The sequence below is a fragment of the Bacillus sp. FSL K6-3149 genome (assembly GCF_038630515.1).
Taxonomy (GTDB): domain Bacteria; phylum Bacillota; class Bacilli; order Bacillales; family Bacillaceae; genus Bacillus; species Bacillus pumilus.
On the sequence record NZ_CP152034.1, the window covers coordinates 2,110,169 to 2,129,816 of the forward strand.

General features: G+C 39.6%; 19 protein-coding genes and 1 other annotated feature. Of the genes, 14 read left to right on the forward strand and 5 right to left on the reverse strand.

Features of this window, described 5'->3' with window-relative positions; translation table 11 throughout:
• Window positions 1-13 precede the first annotated feature (13 nt).
• Both opp4C and MHB83_RS10560 read left to right on the forward strand, forming a co-directional pair.
• Window positions 14-913: an oligopeptide ABC transporter permease gene (gene opp4C / locus MHB83_RS10555; RefSeq protein WP_003212337.1), complete on the forward strand. Its 900-nt coding sequence runs from the start codon at window positions 14-16 to the stop codon at window positions 911-913.
• A 152-nt stretch (window positions 914-1,065) separates the two neighbouring features.
• Window positions 1,066-1,818, forward strand: coding sequence for a YjbA family protein (locus tag MHB83_RS10560; protein ID WP_003212191.1), 753 nt, complete (start codon window positions 1,066-1,068; stop codon window positions 1,816-1,818).
• Window positions 1,819-1,853: 35 nt separating this feature from the next.
• On the opposite strand, the gene trpS is transcribed toward MHB83_RS10560, so the two are convergent.
• A complete protein-coding gene (gene trpS, locus MHB83_RS10565) occupies window positions 1,854-2,849 on the reverse strand; it encodes a tryptophan--tRNA ligase (protein ID WP_003212181.1) in 996 nt (331 codons plus the stop codon).
• 53 nt (window positions 2,850-2,902) lie between these two features.
• Window positions 2,903-3,121, reverse strand: a binding site (T-box leader).
• A gap of 481 nt (window positions 3,122-3,602) precedes the next feature.
• On the opposite strand from trpS, the gene MHB83_RS10570 reads away from it, so the two are divergent.
• The 8 genes from MHB83_RS10570 (at window position 3,603) to spxA (ending at window position 10,933) form a co-directional block, all read left to right on the forward strand.
• The gene (locus MHB83_RS10570; RefSeq protein WP_050945285.1) at window positions 3,603-5,240 is read left to right on the forward strand and encodes a peptide ABC transporter substrate-binding protein; all 1,638 of its coding nucleotides are present in this window, start codon (window positions 3,603-3,605) and stop codon (window positions 5,238-5,240) included.
• Between the two features lie 115 nt (window positions 5,241-5,355).
• Window positions 5,356-6,300, forward strand: coding sequence for an ABC transporter permease (locus MHB83_RS10575; RefSeq protein WP_050945284.1), 945 nt, complete (start codon window positions 5,356-5,358; stop codon window positions 6,298-6,300).
• 3 nt (window positions 6,301-6,303) lie between these two features.
• Window positions 6,304-7,221, forward strand: coding sequence for an ABC transporter permease (locus MHB83_RS10580; RefSeq protein WP_050945283.1), 918 nt, complete (start codon window positions 6,304-6,306; stop codon window positions 7,219-7,221).
• 3 nt (window positions 7,222-7,224) lie between these two features.
• Window positions 7,225-8,313 (forward strand): ABC transporter ATP-binding protein, encoded by a 1,089-nt coding sequence (locus MHB83_RS10585; RefSeq protein WP_095117782.1) that lies wholly within the window; start codon window positions 7,225-7,227, stop codon window positions 8,311-8,313.
• A gap of 1 nt (window position 8,314) precedes the next feature.
• Window positions 8,315-9,235, forward strand: coding sequence for an ATP-binding cassette domain-containing protein (locus MHB83_RS10590; protein ID WP_050945282.1), 921 nt, complete (start codon window positions 8,315-8,317; stop codon window positions 9,233-9,235).
• Between the two features lie 113 nt (window positions 9,236-9,348).
• On the forward strand, window positions 9,349-9,690 hold the full coding sequence (locus MHB83_RS10595; RefSeq protein WP_253622728.1) for a hypothetical protein: 342 nt from the start codon (window positions 9,349-9,351) through the stop codon (window positions 9,688-9,690).
• A gap of 75 nt (window positions 9,691-9,765) precedes the next feature.
• Window positions 9,766-10,344, forward strand: a complete 579-nt coding sequence (locus tag MHB83_RS10600) for a GNAT family N-acetyltransferase (RefSeq protein ID WP_058014295.1) — start codon at window positions 9,766-9,768, stop codon at window positions 10,342-10,344.
• Between the two features lie 193 nt (window positions 10,345-10,537).
• Entirely contained in the window at window positions 10,538-10,933 is a 396-nt protein-coding gene (gene spxA, locus MHB83_RS10605) for a transcriptional regulator SpxA (RefSeq protein ID WP_003211421.1), read from the forward strand.
• Window positions 10,934-10,972: 39 nt separating this feature from the next.
• Here spxA and MHB83_RS10610 read toward each other — a convergent pair whose 3' ends face one another.
• Complete coding sequence (locus tag MHB83_RS10610) at window positions 10,973-11,638, reverse strand: TerC family protein (protein WP_050945279.1); 666 nt, start codon at window positions 11,636-11,638, stop codon at window positions 10,973-10,975.
• A 262-nt stretch (window positions 11,639-11,900) separates the two neighbouring features.
• Between MHB83_RS10610 and mecA the strand changes: the two genes are divergently transcribed.
• The 4 genes from mecA to pepF all read left to right on the forward strand — a co-directional run bounded on the left by mecA (window position 11,901) and on the right by pepF (window position 17,535).
• Entirely contained in the window at window positions 11,901-12,566 is a 666-nt protein-coding gene (gene mecA / locus MHB83_RS10615) for an adaptor protein MecA (RefSeq protein WP_050945278.1), read from the forward strand.
• Window positions 12,567-12,651: 85 nt separating this feature from the next.
• Window positions 12,652-14,172, forward strand: coding sequence for a cardiolipin synthase (gene cls, locus MHB83_RS10620; protein ID WP_342496311.1), 1,521 nt, complete (start codon window positions 12,652-12,654; stop codon window positions 14,170-14,172).
• Window positions 14,173-14,333: 161 nt separating this feature from the next.
• The gene (locus tag MHB83_RS10625; RefSeq protein ID WP_050945274.1) at window positions 14,334-15,494 is read left to right on the forward strand and encodes a competence protein CoiA family protein; all 1,161 of its coding nucleotides are present in this window, start codon (window positions 14,334-14,336) and stop codon (window positions 15,492-15,494) included.
• A gap of 214 nt (window positions 15,495-15,708) precedes the next feature.
• Window positions 15,709-17,535: an oligoendopeptidase F gene (gene pepF / locus MHB83_RS10630; protein WP_284906233.1), complete on the forward strand. Its 1,827-nt coding sequence runs from the start codon at window positions 15,709-15,711 to the stop codon at window positions 17,533-17,535.
• A gap of 100 nt (window positions 17,536-17,635) precedes the next feature.
• On the opposite strand, the gene MHB83_RS10635 is transcribed toward pepF, so the two are convergent.
• The 3 genes from MHB83_RS10635 to MHB83_RS10645 form a co-directional block, all read right to left on the reverse strand.
• The gene (locus MHB83_RS10635) at window positions 17,636-17,809 is read right to left on the reverse strand and encodes a hypothetical protein (protein ID WP_226805021.1); all 174 of its coding nucleotides are present in this window, start codon (window positions 17,807-17,809) and stop codon (window positions 17,636-17,638) included.
• Between the two features lie 296 nt (window positions 17,810-18,105).
• Window positions 18,106-19,017 carry a ClpXP adapter SpxH family protein gene (locus MHB83_RS10640; protein ID WP_212046070.1) on the reverse strand — a complete coding sequence of 304 codons (912 nt, stop codon included), beginning with the start codon at window positions 19,015-19,017 and terminating at the stop codon, window positions 18,106-18,108.
• Window positions 19,014-19,412 (reverse strand): thiol management oxidoreductase, encoded by a 399-nt coding sequence (locus tag MHB83_RS10645; RefSeq protein WP_008355333.1) that lies wholly within the window; start codon window positions 19,410-19,412, stop codon window positions 19,014-19,016. The genes MHB83_RS10640 and MHB83_RS10645 overlap by 4 nt, the downstream gene beginning before the upstream one ends.
• Window positions 19,413-19,648: the final 236 nt, after the last annotated feature.

Consider the following 19,648-nt stretch of genomic DNA (forward strand, 5'->3'; position numbering starts at 1 on the left):
GGCACAGCCTAATATGGGAACACCTCCTGTTGATCTCAAATTAAAGGAGGGTCTTCCGCCAAAGCCAGAGACGATGCTGCGTTTATTTTGCGAGAAATTTTTCAAAAATAAATTGGCGGTTGCCGGCTCCGTGATCTTATTGGTCATTATCTTTTCAGCCATTTTCGCTCCTGTGATTGCCCCTTACGCACCAGAGCAGCAAGATTTATTAAAACGGCTCCAGCCGCCAAGTGTTGAGCATTTGATGGGAACTGACAAGTTTGGCCGCGATATTTTCTCAAGGGTGCTTTATGGCGCGAGGGTCTCTTTATTAGTCGGTTTCGTTTCGGTGGTCGGTGCGATTACCATTGGCACTGTGGTCGGAGCGGTAGCGGGGTATTTCAAAGGATTTGTTGATTCCTTGTTAATGAGATTTGTGGATGTCGTGTTGTCGATTCCCGACATTTTTCTCTTGATCACGCTCGTTACTATTTTCAAACCGGGCATTGATAAATTGATTTTAATCTTTGCTTTGACCGGATGGACCACAACCGCGAGACTGATCCGTAGTGAATTTTTATCACTGCGAACAAGAGAATTCGTACTCGCAGCAAGAACCATTGGAACGAAAAACCATGTCATCATCTTTTCGCATATTTTACCGAACTGTATCGGTCCTATTATTGTGTCAGCTACACTAAAAGTAGGTTCCGTCATTTTAGCCGAATCAACGCTGAGCTATCTAGGGTTTGGCATACAGCCGCCAACAGCGAGCTGGGGCAACATGCTGCAAGATGCACAAAACTTCTCGATTATGGTGCAAGCGTGGTGGTATCCGCTCTTCCCAGGTTTACTAATATTGCTGACCGTTTTATGCTTTAATTTCTTAGGAGATGGGCTGAGAGATGCGCTTGATCCTAAAAAGTTAAAGTAATGCCTCATTTTTATGACAAGATGAAAGGGACTCTGCGCAATAAAGAAATGCAAACCACATTCGCTCCGCTTGAAGTTTAATAAAGTTGGAATAATTTCTCTATCCCTTGCCCATACTGTGGACAACAGTTTTTATAAAGTGAGGGATTGGTTATGTTATTTCTTCATGACGTATGGGTGAATTGGTTTGAAGGGGAAGAAAATGGCTACAATGTGTGTCATTTTCATGAGTGGCGCAAGGAGGACAGTGTGGAGCTGTTAGATCAAGTACCTTTACTCAAGGTGCAGAGTCCTTTGTATGATTACATAGAGAATGATCTTTCAGAGCTGCCGAAGACGCTGCTAGAATCTGTTTTTGAGAAATCATATATTCGAAAAAATCATGAACGGCGTAAATTAGAATATTGCTTTGTGGTGACAGACGGCATACGAATTATTGCTGTGGATACGATTGGGTATTCTATTCCTGTGAGGAAAAGCCGCTTAATCCCAAGGCAGGAGCAATTGGTGTATGAAATGGTGAAGGATGTGAAGGCTGAGGAATATGAATTCTCTCAGGACAGTCTTGAGTCGGCGAAGGAGTATCATATTTTGTCTTTGCCTCCGCAGCACATCAGCGGATTAACGAGAAAAGAAAGACAGCTGAAGCAGCTAATGTTTATGGCGCTCGATCAATTAAAAGGTCTTCAAAACAGGGCGGAGATTGCGTATTGGTATACGGAATGGAATCCGCGCATGTACAATCAAATCAAACGAATGTCATTCGAAGAGATTTGGAACATGCTTTACAATGAAACCATTGATGGATGGTCAGAGAATCATTTAGCATTTTGTGAAAAAATGATTAAGGGACAGCCGTTTTTTGAAAAGCTTTGGGAAATGGAAAACGAATCAAAGGTGAATTAGAAAAAGCTTGCAGCGTGATGTGCTGCAAGCTTTTTTTATTTGCGCTTTCTGCCAAGACCCATTGCATTCTCCATTTTTTTCAGCATTTTGTTTGCTGCGCGGTTTGCTTTTTCAGCACCTTCGTCAAGAATGCGATCAAGCTCGTCTGACTCAATGAGTTCATAGTATCGATCTTGAATTGGTTTTAAAGCATCAACAACGACGTTCGCAAGATCTCCCTTAAACTCACCATACCCTTTGCCCTCATACTTTTGCTCAAGCTCTGCAATCGATATGTTACCTAACACAGAGTAAATCGTCAGCAAGTTGGCAATCCCAGGCTTGTTCTCTTTGTCGTACTTAACGATGCCTTCTGAATCCGTCACAGCACTTTTGATTTTCTTTTCAAGCTGCTTTGGTTCATCTAATAAAGTAATGAACGATTTTTGGTTCGGATCGGATTTGCTCATCTTTTTCACCGGATCTGCTAAAGACATAATCCGAGCGCCTTCTTTTGGAATCTTCACTTCAGGTACAGTGAAGATGTCATTGTATTTGCGGTTAAAACGTTCAGCAAGCGTTCTAGTCAATTCAAGATGCTGCTTTTGGTCTTCTCCGACAGGGACTAAATCAGTACCATATAATAAGATATCGCCAGCCATTAATGGGGGATACGTTAATAGTCCTGAAACAACCGCTTCCTTACCAGCGGATTTGTCCTTAAATTGGGTCATTCTTTCTAATTCCCCAATATAAGCAACACATTGCAGCATCCATCCTGCCTGGGCGTGAGCAGGTACCTCTGATTGGATAAATAATGTCGCCTTCTCCGGATCAAGTCCAACCGCTAAATAAAGAGCTGCTAAGCTTCTAATATTTTGGCGAAGGGCTAGCCTATCCTGACTCACCGTAATCGCATGCTGGTCGACTACACAAAAATAGCCGTGATAATCATGCTGCAAATCGACAAATTGCTTCATCGCTCCAATATAGTTCCCCAATGTGACCGAACCACTCGGCTGAATGCCTGAAAAAATTGTCTTCTTTGTCATACTAAAACCTCTTTTCTTCAATATAAAAAGGCCCACCCATCACTTTTCAACAGAAAAGGGACGAATGAACCGTGGTACCACCCTTGTTATTTCACATGGAAATCACTCAAGACGTTGATATCGGAGACTGCTCCGTCTAAGCCTACTTACTTTCAAAAGTGTTCGGTTAGCTGCTCCAAAGCCCATTCCATACATGCCATTATCTGCTCGCACCAGCCGCAGACTCTCTGTTAATGGTGAATATATGTACTCTTCTTTTTCATCGCAACATTATGTCTATCTATTATAAAGGATGACCATGAAAAAGTCACGAAGCCCTCATGTGACCTTCTCATCATGTCGTTTGACACTTAAAATTTTAGGTAAAATACCAACTATCTGTCAGAATTTTTTAAAAAAGGATGATTAATTATATGTATAAAACATTATTCCTGCTGAATTCGTTAAATTATTTTAATCAATTTCCGCTTTAATTTGTTGAAGTGATTGAGACTTTAGTTTATAAAAATCCCTCTTTATCCCCATTTACGTTTTTTAAAAATATATGAAATTGATATTGCAATAAATTATTCTATTCATTATAATTAATTTGTTCACACGTTTGTGCTAGGCTCTTTACATAGTGAAAATTCAGAAAAAACAAAAGAAATAGAAAGTAAGCTATTTAGGGACTTTTTTACGCTATTTCTTAAATCTGAATCTCATCTTCTATCGAGACCTTTGAACTAAAACATATTATAAGGGGGAATACAGTTGAAAAAGCGTTGGTCTGTTGTTACTTTAATGCTTATTTTCACACTTGTATTAAGCGCTTGTGGTTTCAGCGGAAACAAATCAGGCGACAGCACGAGCAGTTCTGGAGAGGCTAAAACAACACTAAATGTGAATATCTCCACTGAGCCTTTTTCTCTACATCCGGGATTGGCAAATGATTCAACTTCAGGAAGTGTCATCCGTCAGACTTTTGAGGGATTAACAAGAATTAACGCTGAAGGTAAGCCAGAAAATGCAATGGCTTCTGATATCAAAACAAGTGCTGATGGTAAAACATACACATTCACACTTCGTGATGCAAAATGGTCTAATGGTGACCCTGTCACAGCTAAAGATTTCGAATATGCTTGGAAATGGGCATTAGATCCTAAAAATGAATCTCAATATGCTTACCAGCTTTACTATATTAAAGGTGCTGAAGCAGCGAACAAAGGGAAAGCGAAAGTTGCTGATGTTGGTATTAAAGCAAAAGATGACAAAACGCTTGTAGTTGAGCTAGAGAACCCAACACCGTTCTTTACTGAACTAACTGCATTCTATACGTATATGCCAGTCAACAAAAAAGTGGCTGAAAAGAATAAAAACTGGTACACAAATGCTGGTGAAAACTACGTATCTAACGGACCATTCGTTCTTTCTAAATGGAAACATGGCGGTTCTATCACGCTTGAAAAGAACAATGAATACTGGGATAAAGACACTGTGAAATTGAAAAAGATTAACATGTCTATGATCAAAGACACAAACACTGAGCTTAGCATGTTCAAAAAAGGTGAGCTTGACTGGGCTGGTTCTCCAACTGGAAACCTTCCAACAGAATCTTTACAAACATTGAAAAAAGATGGCGGTCTTAAAATTCAAACGATCGCTGGTATTTATAACTACAAATTCAACACAGAATCAAAACCTTTAAATAATGCAAACATCCGTAAGGCCCTTGCATACTCAATCAACCGTCAAGCAATTGTTGACAAAATTACGCAAGGTGAACAAGTTCCAGCAATGGCAATCGTTCCTCCAACAATGGAAGGATTTACTGATAACAAAACTGGCTACTTCAAAGATCACGATGTAGCAACTGCTAAAGAATTTCTTGAAAAAGGTGTGAAAGAATTAGGTTATAAGTCAGTTTCTGATCTTCCAGCATTGAAACTTTCTTACAACACAGATGAAGCTCACCAAAAGATTGCACAAGCAATTCAAGAAATGTGGAAAAAAGATTTAGGTGTGAAAGTTGAACTTGATAACTCTGAGTGGAACGTATACATCGACAAAATCCACAGTGGAGATTACCAAATTGGACGTATGGGCTGGTTAGGTGACTTCAACGATCCAGTGAACTTCCTTGAGCTTTACAAAGATAAAGACGGTGGAAACAACGACACTGGATGGGAAAACAAAGAGTATCAACAATTGTTGAATGATTCTGCGAAAGAAACAGATAAAACGAAGCGTGAAGAAATGCTGAAAAAAGCAGAGAAAATCATCATCGACGATATGCCTATAGCACCAATCTACTTCTACACTCAGCTTTGGGTACAAGATCCAAAACTTAAAGGTGTCGTCGTATCTGGACTTGGTGATGTTCAATACAAATGGGCTCATTTCGAAAAGTAAGATTATAGTGTAAGAGATCTACGGCAAGGATCTTAAGGTATATGGAGGATGTCTCTCCATATACCTTTCTTGCTGATTAGAGAAAATGTTGTAAAATCATGGAGGTGCAATTCCGTTGCTTAAATATATCGGTAAGCGATTAATATATATTTTAATCACACTGTTTGTTATTGTAACTGCAACTTTCTTTCTCATGCAGGCAGCACCTGGTGGTCCATTCTCTGGGGAGAAGAAACTTCCTGCTGAAATTGAAGCAAACCTAAACGAGCACTACGGGTTGGACAAGCCCTTATTTGTTCAATATGTAAGCTACTTAGGTTCAGTTGCAAAATTAGATTTTGGTCCCTCATTTAAATACAAAGGACAAACCGTAAATGACTTAATCGGTTCTGGATTCCCCGTTTCCTTTACCCTCGGAATTGAGGCAATTCTCCTCGCATTAGCATTTGGTGTATTGTTTGGGGTCCTTGCAGCGCTCTATCATAACAAGTGGCAAGACTATACGATTGCTATTTTAACGATCTTTGGAATCTCAGTTCCAAGTTTCATTTTAGCGGCGCTACTACAATATGTATTTGCATCTGAGGCAAGCATTTTAGCGATTTTCCCAGTTGCAGGATGGGAGTCTTGGGCCAGCACCGTACTACCTTCTATTGCACTTTCCTTCATGCCAATGGCATTTATCGCTAGACTTTCACGGTCAAGTATGCTTGAAGTGCTAAACAGTGACTACATTAGAACGGCTAGAGCGAAAGGATTAACGAAATCAGCTGTTACGATCAAACACGCGATTCGAAACGCATTGTTACCTGTCATTACTTACATGGGACCAATGGCTGCTTCAGTTTTAACAGGTAGTTTTGTCGTGGAGAAGATTTTTGGCATTCCTGGATTAGGCTCTCACTTTGTCACAAGTATTACAAACCGTGATTACACCGTCATCATGGGTGTCACAGTCTTCTACAGTATTATTCTATTAATCAGTATTTTAGTCGTTGACATCCTCTACGGTATTATCGATCCTAGAATTAAACTGACGAAGGCGAAGAAAGGGGTCTAACACATGGAAGAGATGAGAAAAGACTTATTTGTGCCGGCGACGGCTGATGCAGCAGAATCTGAAAAAATTTCTAAACCTAGTCTATCTTTATGGAAGGATGCTATGCTTCGCTTCCGTGCAAATAAACTTGCAATGGTTGGGCTTACAATTATTTTCATTGTTGTGATGCTGGCGATCTTCGTTCCGGTGTTTTCTAAATATGATTACTCTACGACAGATTTGCTTAATGCAGATCAGCCGCCTTCAAAAGAGCACTGGTTCGGTACGGATGATTTAGGCCGAGACATGTTTGTTCGTACATGGGTTGGGGCAAGAATTTCGATCTTTATCGGTCTTGCAGCAGCTGTTCTTGACGTGATCATCGGTATTATCTGGGGAAGTATTGCTGCATTCAAAGGCGGACGTACGGACGAAGTGATGATGCGTATCGCAGACGTTTTATGGGCAATCCCAACACTATTAATGGTTATTTTAATGATGGTTGTTCTGCCAAAAGGATTATTAACGATTATCCTCGCCATGACAGTTGTAGGCTGGATTAACATGGCACGTATTGTTCGGGGACAGGTTTTACAATTGAAGAGCCAAGAGTACGTTCTTGCCGCACAAACATTAGGTGCGAAAACATCTAGACTTTTATTTAAACACTTGATTCCAAACTCAATGGGACCAATTCTTGTCACGATGACACTAACAATTCCTTCGGCTATTTTCACGGAGGCATTCTTAAGCTATCTAGGGCTTGGTGTACCAGCTCCATTAGCTAGTTGGGGAACAATGGCGTCTGACGGAATTCCAGCCATGACATACTACCCGTGGAGATTATGGTTCCCAGCCGCATTTATCTGTATTACAATGTTTGGTTTTAACGTGGTTGGAGACGGACTAAGAGACGCTTTAGATCCGAAGTTGCGTAAATAAGGAGTGATTAGGATGGAACGTGAACGTATTCTAGAGGTGAAAGACCTTGCAATCTCATTTAAAACATATGGTGGAGAGGTTCAAGCCATTCGTGGTGTGAACTTCCACTTAAATAAAGGCGAGACACTTGCTATTGTAGGTGAATCTGGCTCTGGTAAAAGTGTGACATCACAGGCCATCATGAGATTAATTCCGATGCCGCCGGGTTATTTCAAGCGCGGACAGATCCTGTTTGATGGGCAAGATATTGTCAAGAAAACTGAAAAACAAATGCAAAACATTCGAGGAAAAGACATCTCAATGATCTTCCAAGATCCGATGACTTCCTTGAACCCAACGATGAAGGTCGGGAAACAAATTACAGAAGTGCTGTTCAAGCACGAACAAATTTCAAAAGAAGCGGCTGAAAAAAGAGCCATTGAATTACTGGAGCTTGTTGGAATTGCAATGCCTGAAAAAAGAATCAAACAATACCCACACGAATTTAGTGGCGGGATGAGACAACGGGTTGTCATTGCGATGGCACTTGCAGCAGATCCAAAGCTATTGATTGCCGATGAGCCGACAACAGCTCTAGATGTAACAATTCAGGCGCAAATTTTAGAATTAATGAAAGAAATTCAGCAAAAGGTTGAAACGTCAATTATCTTTATTACGCATGATCTTGGTGTTGTCGCCAACGTCGCTGATCGTGTAGCTGTTATGTATGCAGGTCAGATTGTTGAGACAGGAACTGTGGATGAAATTTTCTACAATCCACAACATCCGTATACATGGGGACTATTGGCATCAATGCCAAGCCTAGACACAGATGGCGGAGCTGAAGGAAAGCTGACTGCAATCCCAGGAACACCGCCAGATCTGACAAACCCGCCGAAAGGAGATGCATTTGCACTCCGAAGCGATTATGCAATGAAAATTGACTTTGAACAAGAACCGCCAATGTTCAAAGTATCAGATACGCATTATGTGAAATCATGGCTACTTCATCCAAATGCACCTAAAGTTGAACCGCCTGCTGCTGTAAAGGCGAGAATGCGTGAACTAGAAGGTAGCTACGAAAAACCTGTATTAGTAAAAGAGGGTGAATAGCATGGCAGAAAAATTGTTAGAAATCAAAAATTTAAAGCAGCATTTCCATACAGCAAGAGGAACGGTGAAAGCAGTTGACGGCGTTTCATTTGATATTTACAAAGGTGAAACACTAGGTCTTGTAGGTGAGTCTGGATGTGGTAAATCCACTACGGGCCGATCCATCATTAGACTTTATGATGCGACAGATGGCGAGGTTCTTTATAAAGGAGAAAATGTACACGGGAAGAAATCAAGACAAAAAATGCTTGAGTTCAACCGTCAAATGCAGATGATCTTCCAAGATCCATATGCCTCACTGAACCCTAGAATGACAGTCCTTGATATCATTGCAGAGGGCATCGACATTCATGGCCTTGCGAAAACAAAGCAAGCACGTAAAGAGCGCGTGTACCAATTGCTTGAAACTGTTGGATTGAACAAAGAGCATGCAAATAGATATCCGCATGAATTCTCTGGTGGTCAAAGGCAGCGTATCGGAATTGCCCGTGCATTAGCAGTTGAGCCAGATTTTATTATTGCCGATGAACCAATATCTGCATTAGATGTGTCGATTCAAGCACAGGTCGTTAACTTAATGAAAGAACTGCAAGAAGAAAAAGGCTTAACGTATTTATTCATTGCCCATGACCTGTCCATGGTAAAATACATCAGCGATCGTATTGGCGTGATGTATTTCGGGAAATTGGTAGAGCTGGCACCAGCGAATGAATTATACGAAAACCCGCTTCATCCATATACAAAATCATTACTATCTGCGATTCCGCTTCCAGATCCAGATTATGAGCGTAACCGCAAACGAATCAAGTATGATCCGTCCGTTCACAAAGGAACAAACACTGATTTCCGTGAAGTGAAGCCAGGTCACTTTGTGAGCTGCACAGAGGAAGAATTCAAAGAGCTTCAGGCAAAACAATTATAAGAAGGAAGGAGCACTGCTATGTCAGTGCTTCTTTTTTATTTTACAAAAAAAACGAAATGATGGTAATTTCTAGTTAACAACAAGCGGATTCTAGGAGGAAATCAGATGTCGATATGGAAGACGTTTCGTTATTCATTCTTTCACTTTCTGATGGTATTCATGCTTTTTTCAACGTCCTTTTTGAGAAAGCCAAATGGAGGACAGAGGATACTCGTGTTTATGGTGCTCATTGGCATCGTGTCTTTTTCCGTGGAATATATGCTTCACCGGAAAACAAGCAATCAGAAAGAGGAAGCACGGCGCAGCAAGTATCTTTATTTCATCATGTTCCAAACTGGGATGACACTTATCCTGTTTGTTTGTTTTCAATTACTCATGAATCGTTCGATATAAAACTTTTTTTCTGTTGTTTGAAAAAAAGTGAAACTAGAGGAGACTTTGCTGCGTCTTACTAGTACAGGCGTTTAAATAGCAGGAAATCGGGAATATCTAAGGAAGTGGTTCTTAACGATATCATAAGGAGCGGATCCATGAATTGGTATGAAAAGCTCAGTGAATACTTCCCGATAGAAGAAATGAAGTCAAAAGAGCATATGGAAGCTTTATTAAAGGAAAGAAGTGATGTTTATCATAAGGAGGAAGGACCTCATCATGTGATGATGTACGCCGAATTTGATAATTTTATCTTTATTGATTATTTATTTGTTTCCAGAGATGCAAGAGGTGAAGGCCTCGGATCAAAGCTCATTCATAAGCTGAAGGAAAAAAAGAAACCGATCTTGCTTGAGGTTGAGCCTGTAGATGAAGATGATGCAGATACTGCAAAACGCCTAAAGTTTTACCAAAGAGAGCACTTCAAGCATGCAGAATCAATCGGTTATAAACGCAGGTCACTTGCAACAAATGAAGTGAACCGCATGGAAATCCTTTATTGGTCTCCTCTTACAGATAATGAAGAAGAAATGATGGAGGCTATGAGGAAAACCTATGAACGAATCCATACGTATAAAGATGAAGAATGGTATGGGCAGTCGTATGAAGATGTTGATGATGTATTGAAGGTCATTGAAAATAGAAAACAAAAAAATATTTTCGATCATCTCGACTAAATGAGAATGTTCAGACATCAAGCAACACGAGAAAATGAATGAAATTGTCTAGTTTTTGTCACAAAAATTGCAAGAAAATCTGTTCACACTTACTTTTTTATAGTATAATCACTATAAAGATTACTTATTTAGAACAATTTTAATTTAAGAATACAGATCAATATTCATTCTACAAATTGAGGAGTGAAGATTTATGGTAACATTATACACATCACCAAGCTGTACATCATGTAGAAAAGCAAGAGCGTGGTTAGAAGAGCACAATATTCCGTATCAAGAGAGAAACATCTTTTCAGAGCCTCTTTCAATCGATGAAATCAAAGAAATTCTTCGAATGACTGAAGACGGTACAGATGAAATTATCTCAACACGTTCAAAAGTATTCCAAAAGCTAAATGTGAATGTTGAGACAATGCCTCTTCAACAATTGTATAAACTGATCAATGAGCATCCAGGTCTTTTAAGACGTCCAATCATCTTGGATGAAAAAAGACTACAAGTTGGCTACAATGAAGATGAAATTAGACGTTTCCTTCCAAGAACGGTTCGTACATTCCAACTAAGAGAAGCTCAGCGACTTGCTAACTAATAGAAAAACGAAAAGCTGCCGATCATTTGGCAGCTTTTTTTATTTATTTTCAGCCGTTTGTTCGTAAAACAGGCTGGCTAAAATGACCATGACGACCGTTAAAAACGGAAGCATCAATTCAAGAGTTGCATGCTGAGCCATAAATTCATTCAATTTCACATCACGAACAATCATTTCACCGCCAGTAAAAGCCAAAAGAGCACTTCCTCCGTATAAAAGAAACGGGAATTTGGTGAAAGCGGCATGAATCAGCTTACTTCCCCAAATAATAATCGGTACTGAAATCATCAGGCCAAAAGCGGTCAGCAGCATGTTGCCTTTTGCCGCTCCTGCAACTGCAATCACATTATCAAGTGACATAAAGAGGTCGGCAATCACAATGGTCTGAACCGCACGCCAAAGGGAGCCACTGCTTTTAATGCGAATCGATTCTTTCTTTTGTTCAATTAACAAATTGTATCCTATATAAAGGAGAAAAAGTCCGCCGATAAATTGTAAATAAGGGATGGTCAATAAATAAACTGCGGCACCTGTCATTGTTATTCTCATCAGCACTGCCAAAAGTGTGCCGATCCATATGGCTTTATTGCGTTTGTCATTTGACAAGCTGCGGCTAGCCATCGCAATGATCAACGCGTTATCTCCGCCTAAAATCAGATCGATGCCAATAATCATCAGTAAGGATATGATCCATTCTGTTTCCATCCATTTCACCTCATGTCTAATAGAGCTCGTACAACCAATATATGAAGACAATTCAAATATATGTTTCTGTAAGTTTTCTCTGCAAAAAATGCGTTTTTATTTCTTTTATTCATGTTTTATCATAAAATAGACAGTACGAAGCAATACCTCAATTCTTTAAAAGGTTAACATGTAGACGGAACGGGTAAAGTGTAGTAAAGTACTATTAATTGGGAGCTTGTATGTCCCTTCAACATCTTATATAGAAGGGAAGGTTGGCAAAATGGAAATCGAAAGAATTAATGAACATACAGTGAAATTTTATATTTCCTACGGTGATATTGAAGACCGCGGATTTGACCGTGAAGAGATTTGGTATAATCGTGAACGCAGTGAAGAGCTGTTTTGGGAAGTAATGGATGAAGTGCACGAAGAAGAAGAATTTGCAGTTGAGGGACCGCTTTGGATTCAAGTGCAGGCACTTGACAAAGGTCTTGAAATTGTCGTGACGAAAGCCCAACTTTCTAAAGATGGACAAAAGCTCGAATTGCCGATTCCAGAAGATAAAAAAGATCAAACAGATGAAGAAAGTCTAGACGCACTGCTTGATGATTTTCAAAAAGAAGAGCAGGATCAAGAAGACCATAATGAGAAGGACAAAAAACTTCAACTTCAATTTGTGTTGAAAATGGATGACTTTGAAGATTTGATTGCACTTTCTCAATTAAATATGCAGGATTTTACCTCAAGTTTATATTCGTTTGAAAACCGTTATTATCTATATGTTGACTTCCACGAGGATTTGTCAGATGAGCAAGTGGAGAATAAGCTCAGCATTTTGCTTGAATATGCTCATGAATCAGTGGTCAGCATTTACAGACTGAAAGAATATGGTCAGCTGATTATCGAAGGAAATGCCCTTGAAACGATTCAACAGCACTTCTCGTAACCAACAAAAGTCGATTTCTATAGAGGAATCGGCTTTTTTATCGGAATGAATAGGTAAATAAAGAGATCGGCAAGGAGAAAATGAAATGAGAAATTTAGTCAAAGTTCTATTTTTTCTTATCATTACGATAGGTGCTTATTTAGTCATTCAATTAATTGCCGGTGATTTAGCGGTAAGTGTATTAAGTTCAGTCAGCGTTCTGTTCACTTTATCGATTATCTTCATCGGGTTTGTCATATTCTTGGAGAACCGGAATCCATCTCAAACGATAACGTGGCTTGTCCTGCTTGGCAGCTTTCCGTTATTCGGCTTTTTGTTCTATATTTTCTTTGGACGCAATATCAAAAAGCGCCGGTTGTTTGAAAAGAAAGCCATCCTGGACGAACAGTTAATCCAGGAAGATGAACATATTCATAGAGAAGCGATTGAGAAAATGACGCATATGGGTGATCATCAGCAGCTCTTATTTAAGCTGGCCCACAGACTTGGACATACCCCTATTACGTATCGCACGTCCTCTAAAGTCCTGACGAATGGAGAAGAAACATTCTCTCATATTTTTGAAGAAATCAAAAAGGCGACACATCACATTCATTTAGAATATTATATTCTCCGCCACGATGACCTTGGACAAGAATTAAAAGATATTCTCATTGATAAAGCGGAAAATGGCGTGATTGTCCGCTTTTTATATGACGATGTAGGGAGTTTAAAGCTCTCTCGTCAATATATTGCTGACCTCGAAAAGGCTGGCGTTCAGATCGTTCCATTTTTACCCGTGAGGCTGCCACTGTTAAATAATAAAATCAATTTCCGAAATCACCGAAAAATTGTCGTGATTGATGGAGAAGTTGGATTTGTTGGCGGGCTAAACATTGGAGACGAATATATGGGCAGAAGCAGACAATATGGATTTTGGCGTGACACGCATTTGATGATTAAGGGTGAAGCTGTTCGTGATCTGCAGCAGATTTTCATGCAGGATTGGTACTATATGACGAATGAGAGATGTGCAGGTGTGGAATACTTCAAAGATTTCACCCACATTGAGATTACAACAGAAGGCGTACAAATGATTGCTGGTGGTCCTGATAAACAGTGGGAGGTCATTAAAAATCTCTTTTTCTCTATGATTATCTCTGCCAAAAAGTCTATTTGGATTGCTTCACCATATTTTGTGCCGGATGATGATATTTTGTCTGCATTGAAAATTGCTGCATTAAGCGGAGTAGACGTACGGATTATTGCACCGAAGAATCCAGATAAACGGATCGTCTTCCATGCGTCCCGTTCATACTTCCCGGAGCTTTTAGAAGCAGGGGCAAAGGTGTATGAATATGATCAAGGCTTTATGCATAGTAAATTTATCATTGTAGATAGCGAGCTGGCTTCGATAGGCACGGCCAACATGGATATGAGAAGCTTTCATTTGAATTTTGAAGTGAATGCCTTCCTCTATAAAACGAAAAGCACTGAGAAGCTCGTGAACGACTTTTTAGGTGATTTAGAACAGTCGCACGAGATTGTCCCAGAAGAATTTGCAAAGAGACCGTTAAGGGTAAGACTCTTTGAATCAACAGCAAGATTATTATCGCCATTACTATAAAGATTGTATTTTCCCCCTTTTTATCAGGGGGTTTTTTCATTTTCCTCAAGAAAACATCAGTAAAATCATATTTTCACACAATAAAAGCTCATTTTGCCTATTCGCTCTCTTATAGACGAACAAGCTATAATACGGTCATCAAAAACTAAGGGGCGAGCTGAATGAATACAGCGATCATGGATAATGGAAAGCTTATTCGAATTACACATCACTTATCTAAAAACAGGTTGGAGCATGTCAGGACAACGTGCAAATTTTACTGCCCTGAATGCAGGGAAGAAGTGCAATTAAAGCTTGGTGAACAACGTGTTTATCATTTTGCACATAAACAGCTGACAGCATGTCCACTAGCCTCAGGCGAAACGGCATATCATCAGGCGGGGAAAGAAGCCATGATGAATTGGCTTCAGCAGCTGGGACATAAACCAGTGCTTGAAAAGTATGTGTCAATGGTTCATCAGCGTCCTGACGTGACCGTCTCTATTGGAGGAACAAGCTATGCAATCGAATATCAATGCTCAAATATTTCACGGCAAGAGCTCCGTAAAAGAACAGCAGGACTCCGCGAAGCAGGGCTCTTCCCTATATGGGTCCTAGGAGCAAATCGTTTAAAGCGAAAATCTGCCCAGCTCTTTTCCTTCTCCTCCATTCATTGGGGAATGCTAAGGGAATCACAGAAAGGAAGTCTGATTTTTTATTGTCCGCTCCAGAATCGATTCATCCATCTTGCTCAACTCCTTGTATTTCAACCAACGAAAATATGTGCTGCCATGACTGTCAGACCGCCAACAGCATACCGCAAACTTTCGGATATCCTATCGCCGCCATCAAGCAAGCGTCAAGTTTCTAAGCAATGGCTAAGGTGCATACAGCAATTTAGGCAGCGGCCTCCTCGCATTTTATCAAATGAAAGCAAACGGTTGAGAGACGTTTTTTATGAGCATCATCAAACAGCTTTCCCTTTTCTACCGGCTGAATTATTTATCCCGCTGCCAGAAGCGTACATCTTTACAAGTCCCGTTTATGTCTGGCAGGGGTGTCTATATGATTGGATAATAAGGAAAAAAGGAAGCAGTCCAGTGACGATTCAACTGCTGATGAAAGAAATCAAGCGGTGTATCCAGATGAAAGAAGTAAAGCTTCGATATGGGGATGTTTCAATAGAAGAATTAAAAGAGGTTATCACATCATATGTTCATGCGCTTGTCAGACAAGGGTTTTTACACATGACGAAAGAGGGTAATTATGAAGTAGCGTCAAATCAAATGCCGATACAAACAGTAGATGAAGCGTTCAAACGAGATGCTTTCTTATTTCATTAGCATGTTTCATGCCCACTTTGATCATGATAAGAAAAAGGTGGTGCTGCGATTGAATAGAAAGAAACGCTTTTTTCTCATTTTTTTAGTCTGTTTGGTATTTATTTCTGCATATGATTTGACAAATATAGTTCAAAACAAAGAAGATAAATACAACACCAATTTCTTTCACTTTCCGAAAGGTTGGTTCAACACAACTTATGCAAGGGGGATTCATATGACTTCACAAAGCAAAAACAACCATTTACCAGACAGAAGCGAAGTAAAAGAAGAAAACAAATGGCGACTTGAAGATATTTTTGAAAGCGTCGATGCATGGAACAAGGAATTCGAAGCGGTCAAAAAAGAAATTCCTAAGCTCGCCCAATTTAAAGGCAAGCTCGCCCATTCTGCTGATGTACTGTATGAAGCCCTAACCTTTCAGGATCAGCTTTCTGAAAAGCTTGGTAAGCTTTATACATATGCGCACATGAAATACGATGAGGATACAACTAACTCATCATTTCAAGCGCTGAATGATAAAGCATCGAATTTATTTACACAACTCTCTAGTACTTCTGCTTATATTGTTCCAGAGATTTTATCGATTCAAGAAGATAAATTGCAGCAGTTTATTCTGGAAAAAGAAGAATTAAAACTGTATTCTCATGCTCTTGAAGAAATTAATAAAGAACGTCCACATATTTTAAGTGAGGAGCAAGAGGCCTTATTAGCTGAGGCATCTGAACCTCTCTCAACTTCATCTACTACTTTTAGTATGTTTAACAATGCTGATATTTCGTTCCCTTCTGTAAAGGATGAAAATGGGGAAGAAAAGAAAATTACCCATGGCAACTTTATCACATTTTTAAACAGTGATGACCGTGAAGTGAGAAAGAATGCCTTTAAAGCTGTGTATAAAACGTATGATCAGTATAAAAACACGCTTGCTTCGACACTGAGCGGTTCGATTAAAAAGGATAATTTTTATGCAAAAGTACGAAATTATAAATCGGCAAGAGAATCAGCACTATCTCGAAACAGTATTCCAGAAGAAGTATATGACAATCTAATTGATACAGTTCATCAATATTTACCGTTATTACACCGTTATATTGAATTGCGTAAAAAGGTGTTAAAGCTTGATGAAGTGCACAATTATGACTTGTATACGCCACTTGTAAAAGATGCTGGCATGAAGCTAACCTACGATGAAGCAAAGGATTATATGCTAAAAGGGTTAGCGCCATTAGGAGAAGAATATGTGTCCGTGTTAAAAGAGGGACTCAATAATCGCTGGGTAGACGTTTATGAGAATAAAGGGAAACGTAGCGGTGCGTATTCATCTGGAAGCTATGGCACAAATCCATATATCCTCATGAACTGGCAAAATAATATTGATAATTTATTTACACTGGCTCATGAATTTGGGCACTCCGTCCACAGCTACTATACAAGAAAGCACCAGCCATATCCGTATGGAAACTACAGCATCTTTGTAGCTGAAGTAGCTTCTACGACAAATGAAGCGTTACTTGGCGAATACCTGCTGAATCATCTAGATGATAAAAAGCAGCGTTTGTATGTGTTAAATCACTTGCTAGAAGGATTTAGAGGAACGGTATTCAGACAGACGATGTTTGCTGAGTTTGAGCATTTGATTCATGTGAAAGCACAAGAAGGAGAGGCTTTAACACCAGAATTCATGACGAACCTTTATTACGACCTGAATAAGAAGTATTTTGGAGACGGCATGGTTGTGGATAAGGAAATCGGATTAGAATGGACGAGAATCCCTCACTTCTATTACAACTATTATGTCTATCAATATGCTACAGGCTATAGTGCTGCACAGGCATTAAGCAAGCAAATCTTAGAAGAAGGAAAACCAGCGGTAGAGCGCTACACAGACTTCCTTAAAGCAGGAAGCTCTGATTATCCAATCAATGTGCTGAAAAAAGCGGGTGTTGATATGGCTTCCAAAGAACCAATCGAAGCAGCATGTCAATTGTTCGAAGAAAAATTAAAAGAAATGGAAGAGCTCATCTCTAAAACGGGTGAGTAATGAAAAGACTTCTGTCAGACGTGTGAGTGCAAACTCATCTTTTGACAGGAGTTTTTTTCACAAAAAAGACCTCTTCACATGTAGAGGCCGTTCATTATCATCAACCTTTAAATCCCTTAAAGGTCTTCCGGTGGTTCAGTCGATAAAGTGTAAAAAGTATTGCAGCAAATAAGAGTGGCGATGTGAGATAAAGAGGAAGCATTTTCATTAAGCCTAATATGTTTAAAAAGAAACATAAGCCAATGGAAACAAGTCCAATGGTTGTGCTGCGCATGCAGATCCCTCCATTTTTTCGTTACTTTCACTATATGAAAGTGACAACCCTCTTATGTTTTGTGACAAAAATATGAACATATAGTATATCTGTTGTCATAAGTCGACAAAATTTGATATACTACAGATGTGAAATTAATCACATACAAACATTACCCCTTTGTTTGACCGTGAAAAATTTCTCCCATCCCCTTTGTTGTCGTTAAGACATAGTGAAACCGCGCTTATCCCGGCGCGGTTTCTTCGTACCTAAAAATAGAACAAATGTTCTTTTGGAGAGTAAAGAAAAAACATGGGTCAGCACCCATGTTCATTCTCACAGCGATAGACATCAAGATCTGAATGATGATCATCTTCTTTATAGCGCCAAAACATTTCTTGCTGCACTTGTACACGTTCGACTTTTTTAGCGAAAGCCAGCTTTTTCATTTCTCGTTCAACTTCATCAAGTGTCAGGTCATAAACGACCGCAATCTCTTTGGCAGATGCAAATTGAAAGTAAGCAATAAACCATTCAATTGGAGGCCGTTCTGAAGGGGTTGGTTTTTCACCAATCATTTCAAAAAGGATTTCCTCGTATACATCATAAGAGTACGCACCTGAAATTTTTAATCCTTCATCTCCGTTTACTGTATTAAAAAAGGCAAAGGTCGGAAGCTCAGACACGTCCATTTCAGCGGCAATTTTCATATCACATTTTAGTGCTTTGACAGCACTTTGAGAATGAATATCGCGCTGGAATTCCTCGATGTCTAGTCCAGCGCTTTTTGCATTTTCTAGCAGTACATGTTCACTTGTGACATCTTGCTGATGGCAAAAAAGTGATTCTTGAATGAGACGCAGAAATTTCATTCCGCATTTTCTGCCTTGAAGTTCAGCCGCTTTTAATGCAAGCGAGGCGAGATAGGGTGAAGTCACAATTTGTTCAGACAGCATTTGTTCTTTTTTGGTCTGAGTTTTGGTCGCAAATTTCCCCCATGCTTCGGTCAGTAAATGCTTTTTTCGTTTTCGATTCAATGCATTAATACTAGAACTTGTCACCGTTCGTAAAGTGAAAAAACGGCCGTACTTCATTTTTAATTTTTTAATGGATGGTTCTAATAACCAGCAGTCTGGACTTAGAGGGTCAATGAATACATAGATTTCAATCGGCTTTTGAGGATGTCCGTGACAGTGTGAGAAATATTGATCGTGCGTATTGCAGCTCAAGATCGTCCATCCTTTTCAGGTGTTTGATTGACCATATGACGAGCCGTTAAAGAAAGTCGCTCAAATAAAAAGTCACGAATATCGCCGGTTAATCCTACTTGATCCATCGCATCCTCCATGCATTCAAGCCATGCGTCAGCCCGCTCCTCAGTAATCGGAAAAGGGAGATGTCTCGCCCTTAGCATGGGGTGGCCATGCTCCTCTGTATAAAGCGGGGGTCCGCCTAAATATTGCGTTAAAAACTGTTTTTGTTTTCTTGCTGTTTCTTTTAAGTCATCCGGGAAAATAGGATGAAGCAAAGGATGACACTTTACATTTTCATAAAAAGTATCAACAAGTTGCGATAGAAGTTCCTCTCCAACCGCTTCGTAAGGTGCGTTAAACGATTGTACCATGTTGACTACTCCTTTTACTCGTAGTTAATAGGATGAAGCGCCCTATTGTGAATTCATTTATTTCAAAAGTGATATTCAGTTTGTTCTATTTTAATGTTTCTATTCTTGTACTTATTTTAACAACCTCATCTCAATTCCACAAACAAACCGCTTTGGTCTATTAATAAGGGGAGAGGCGGGTTCCGTGATCAATTGACCATATCATAACACATTCAGTCAAAAAAGGGTGAAAAGCG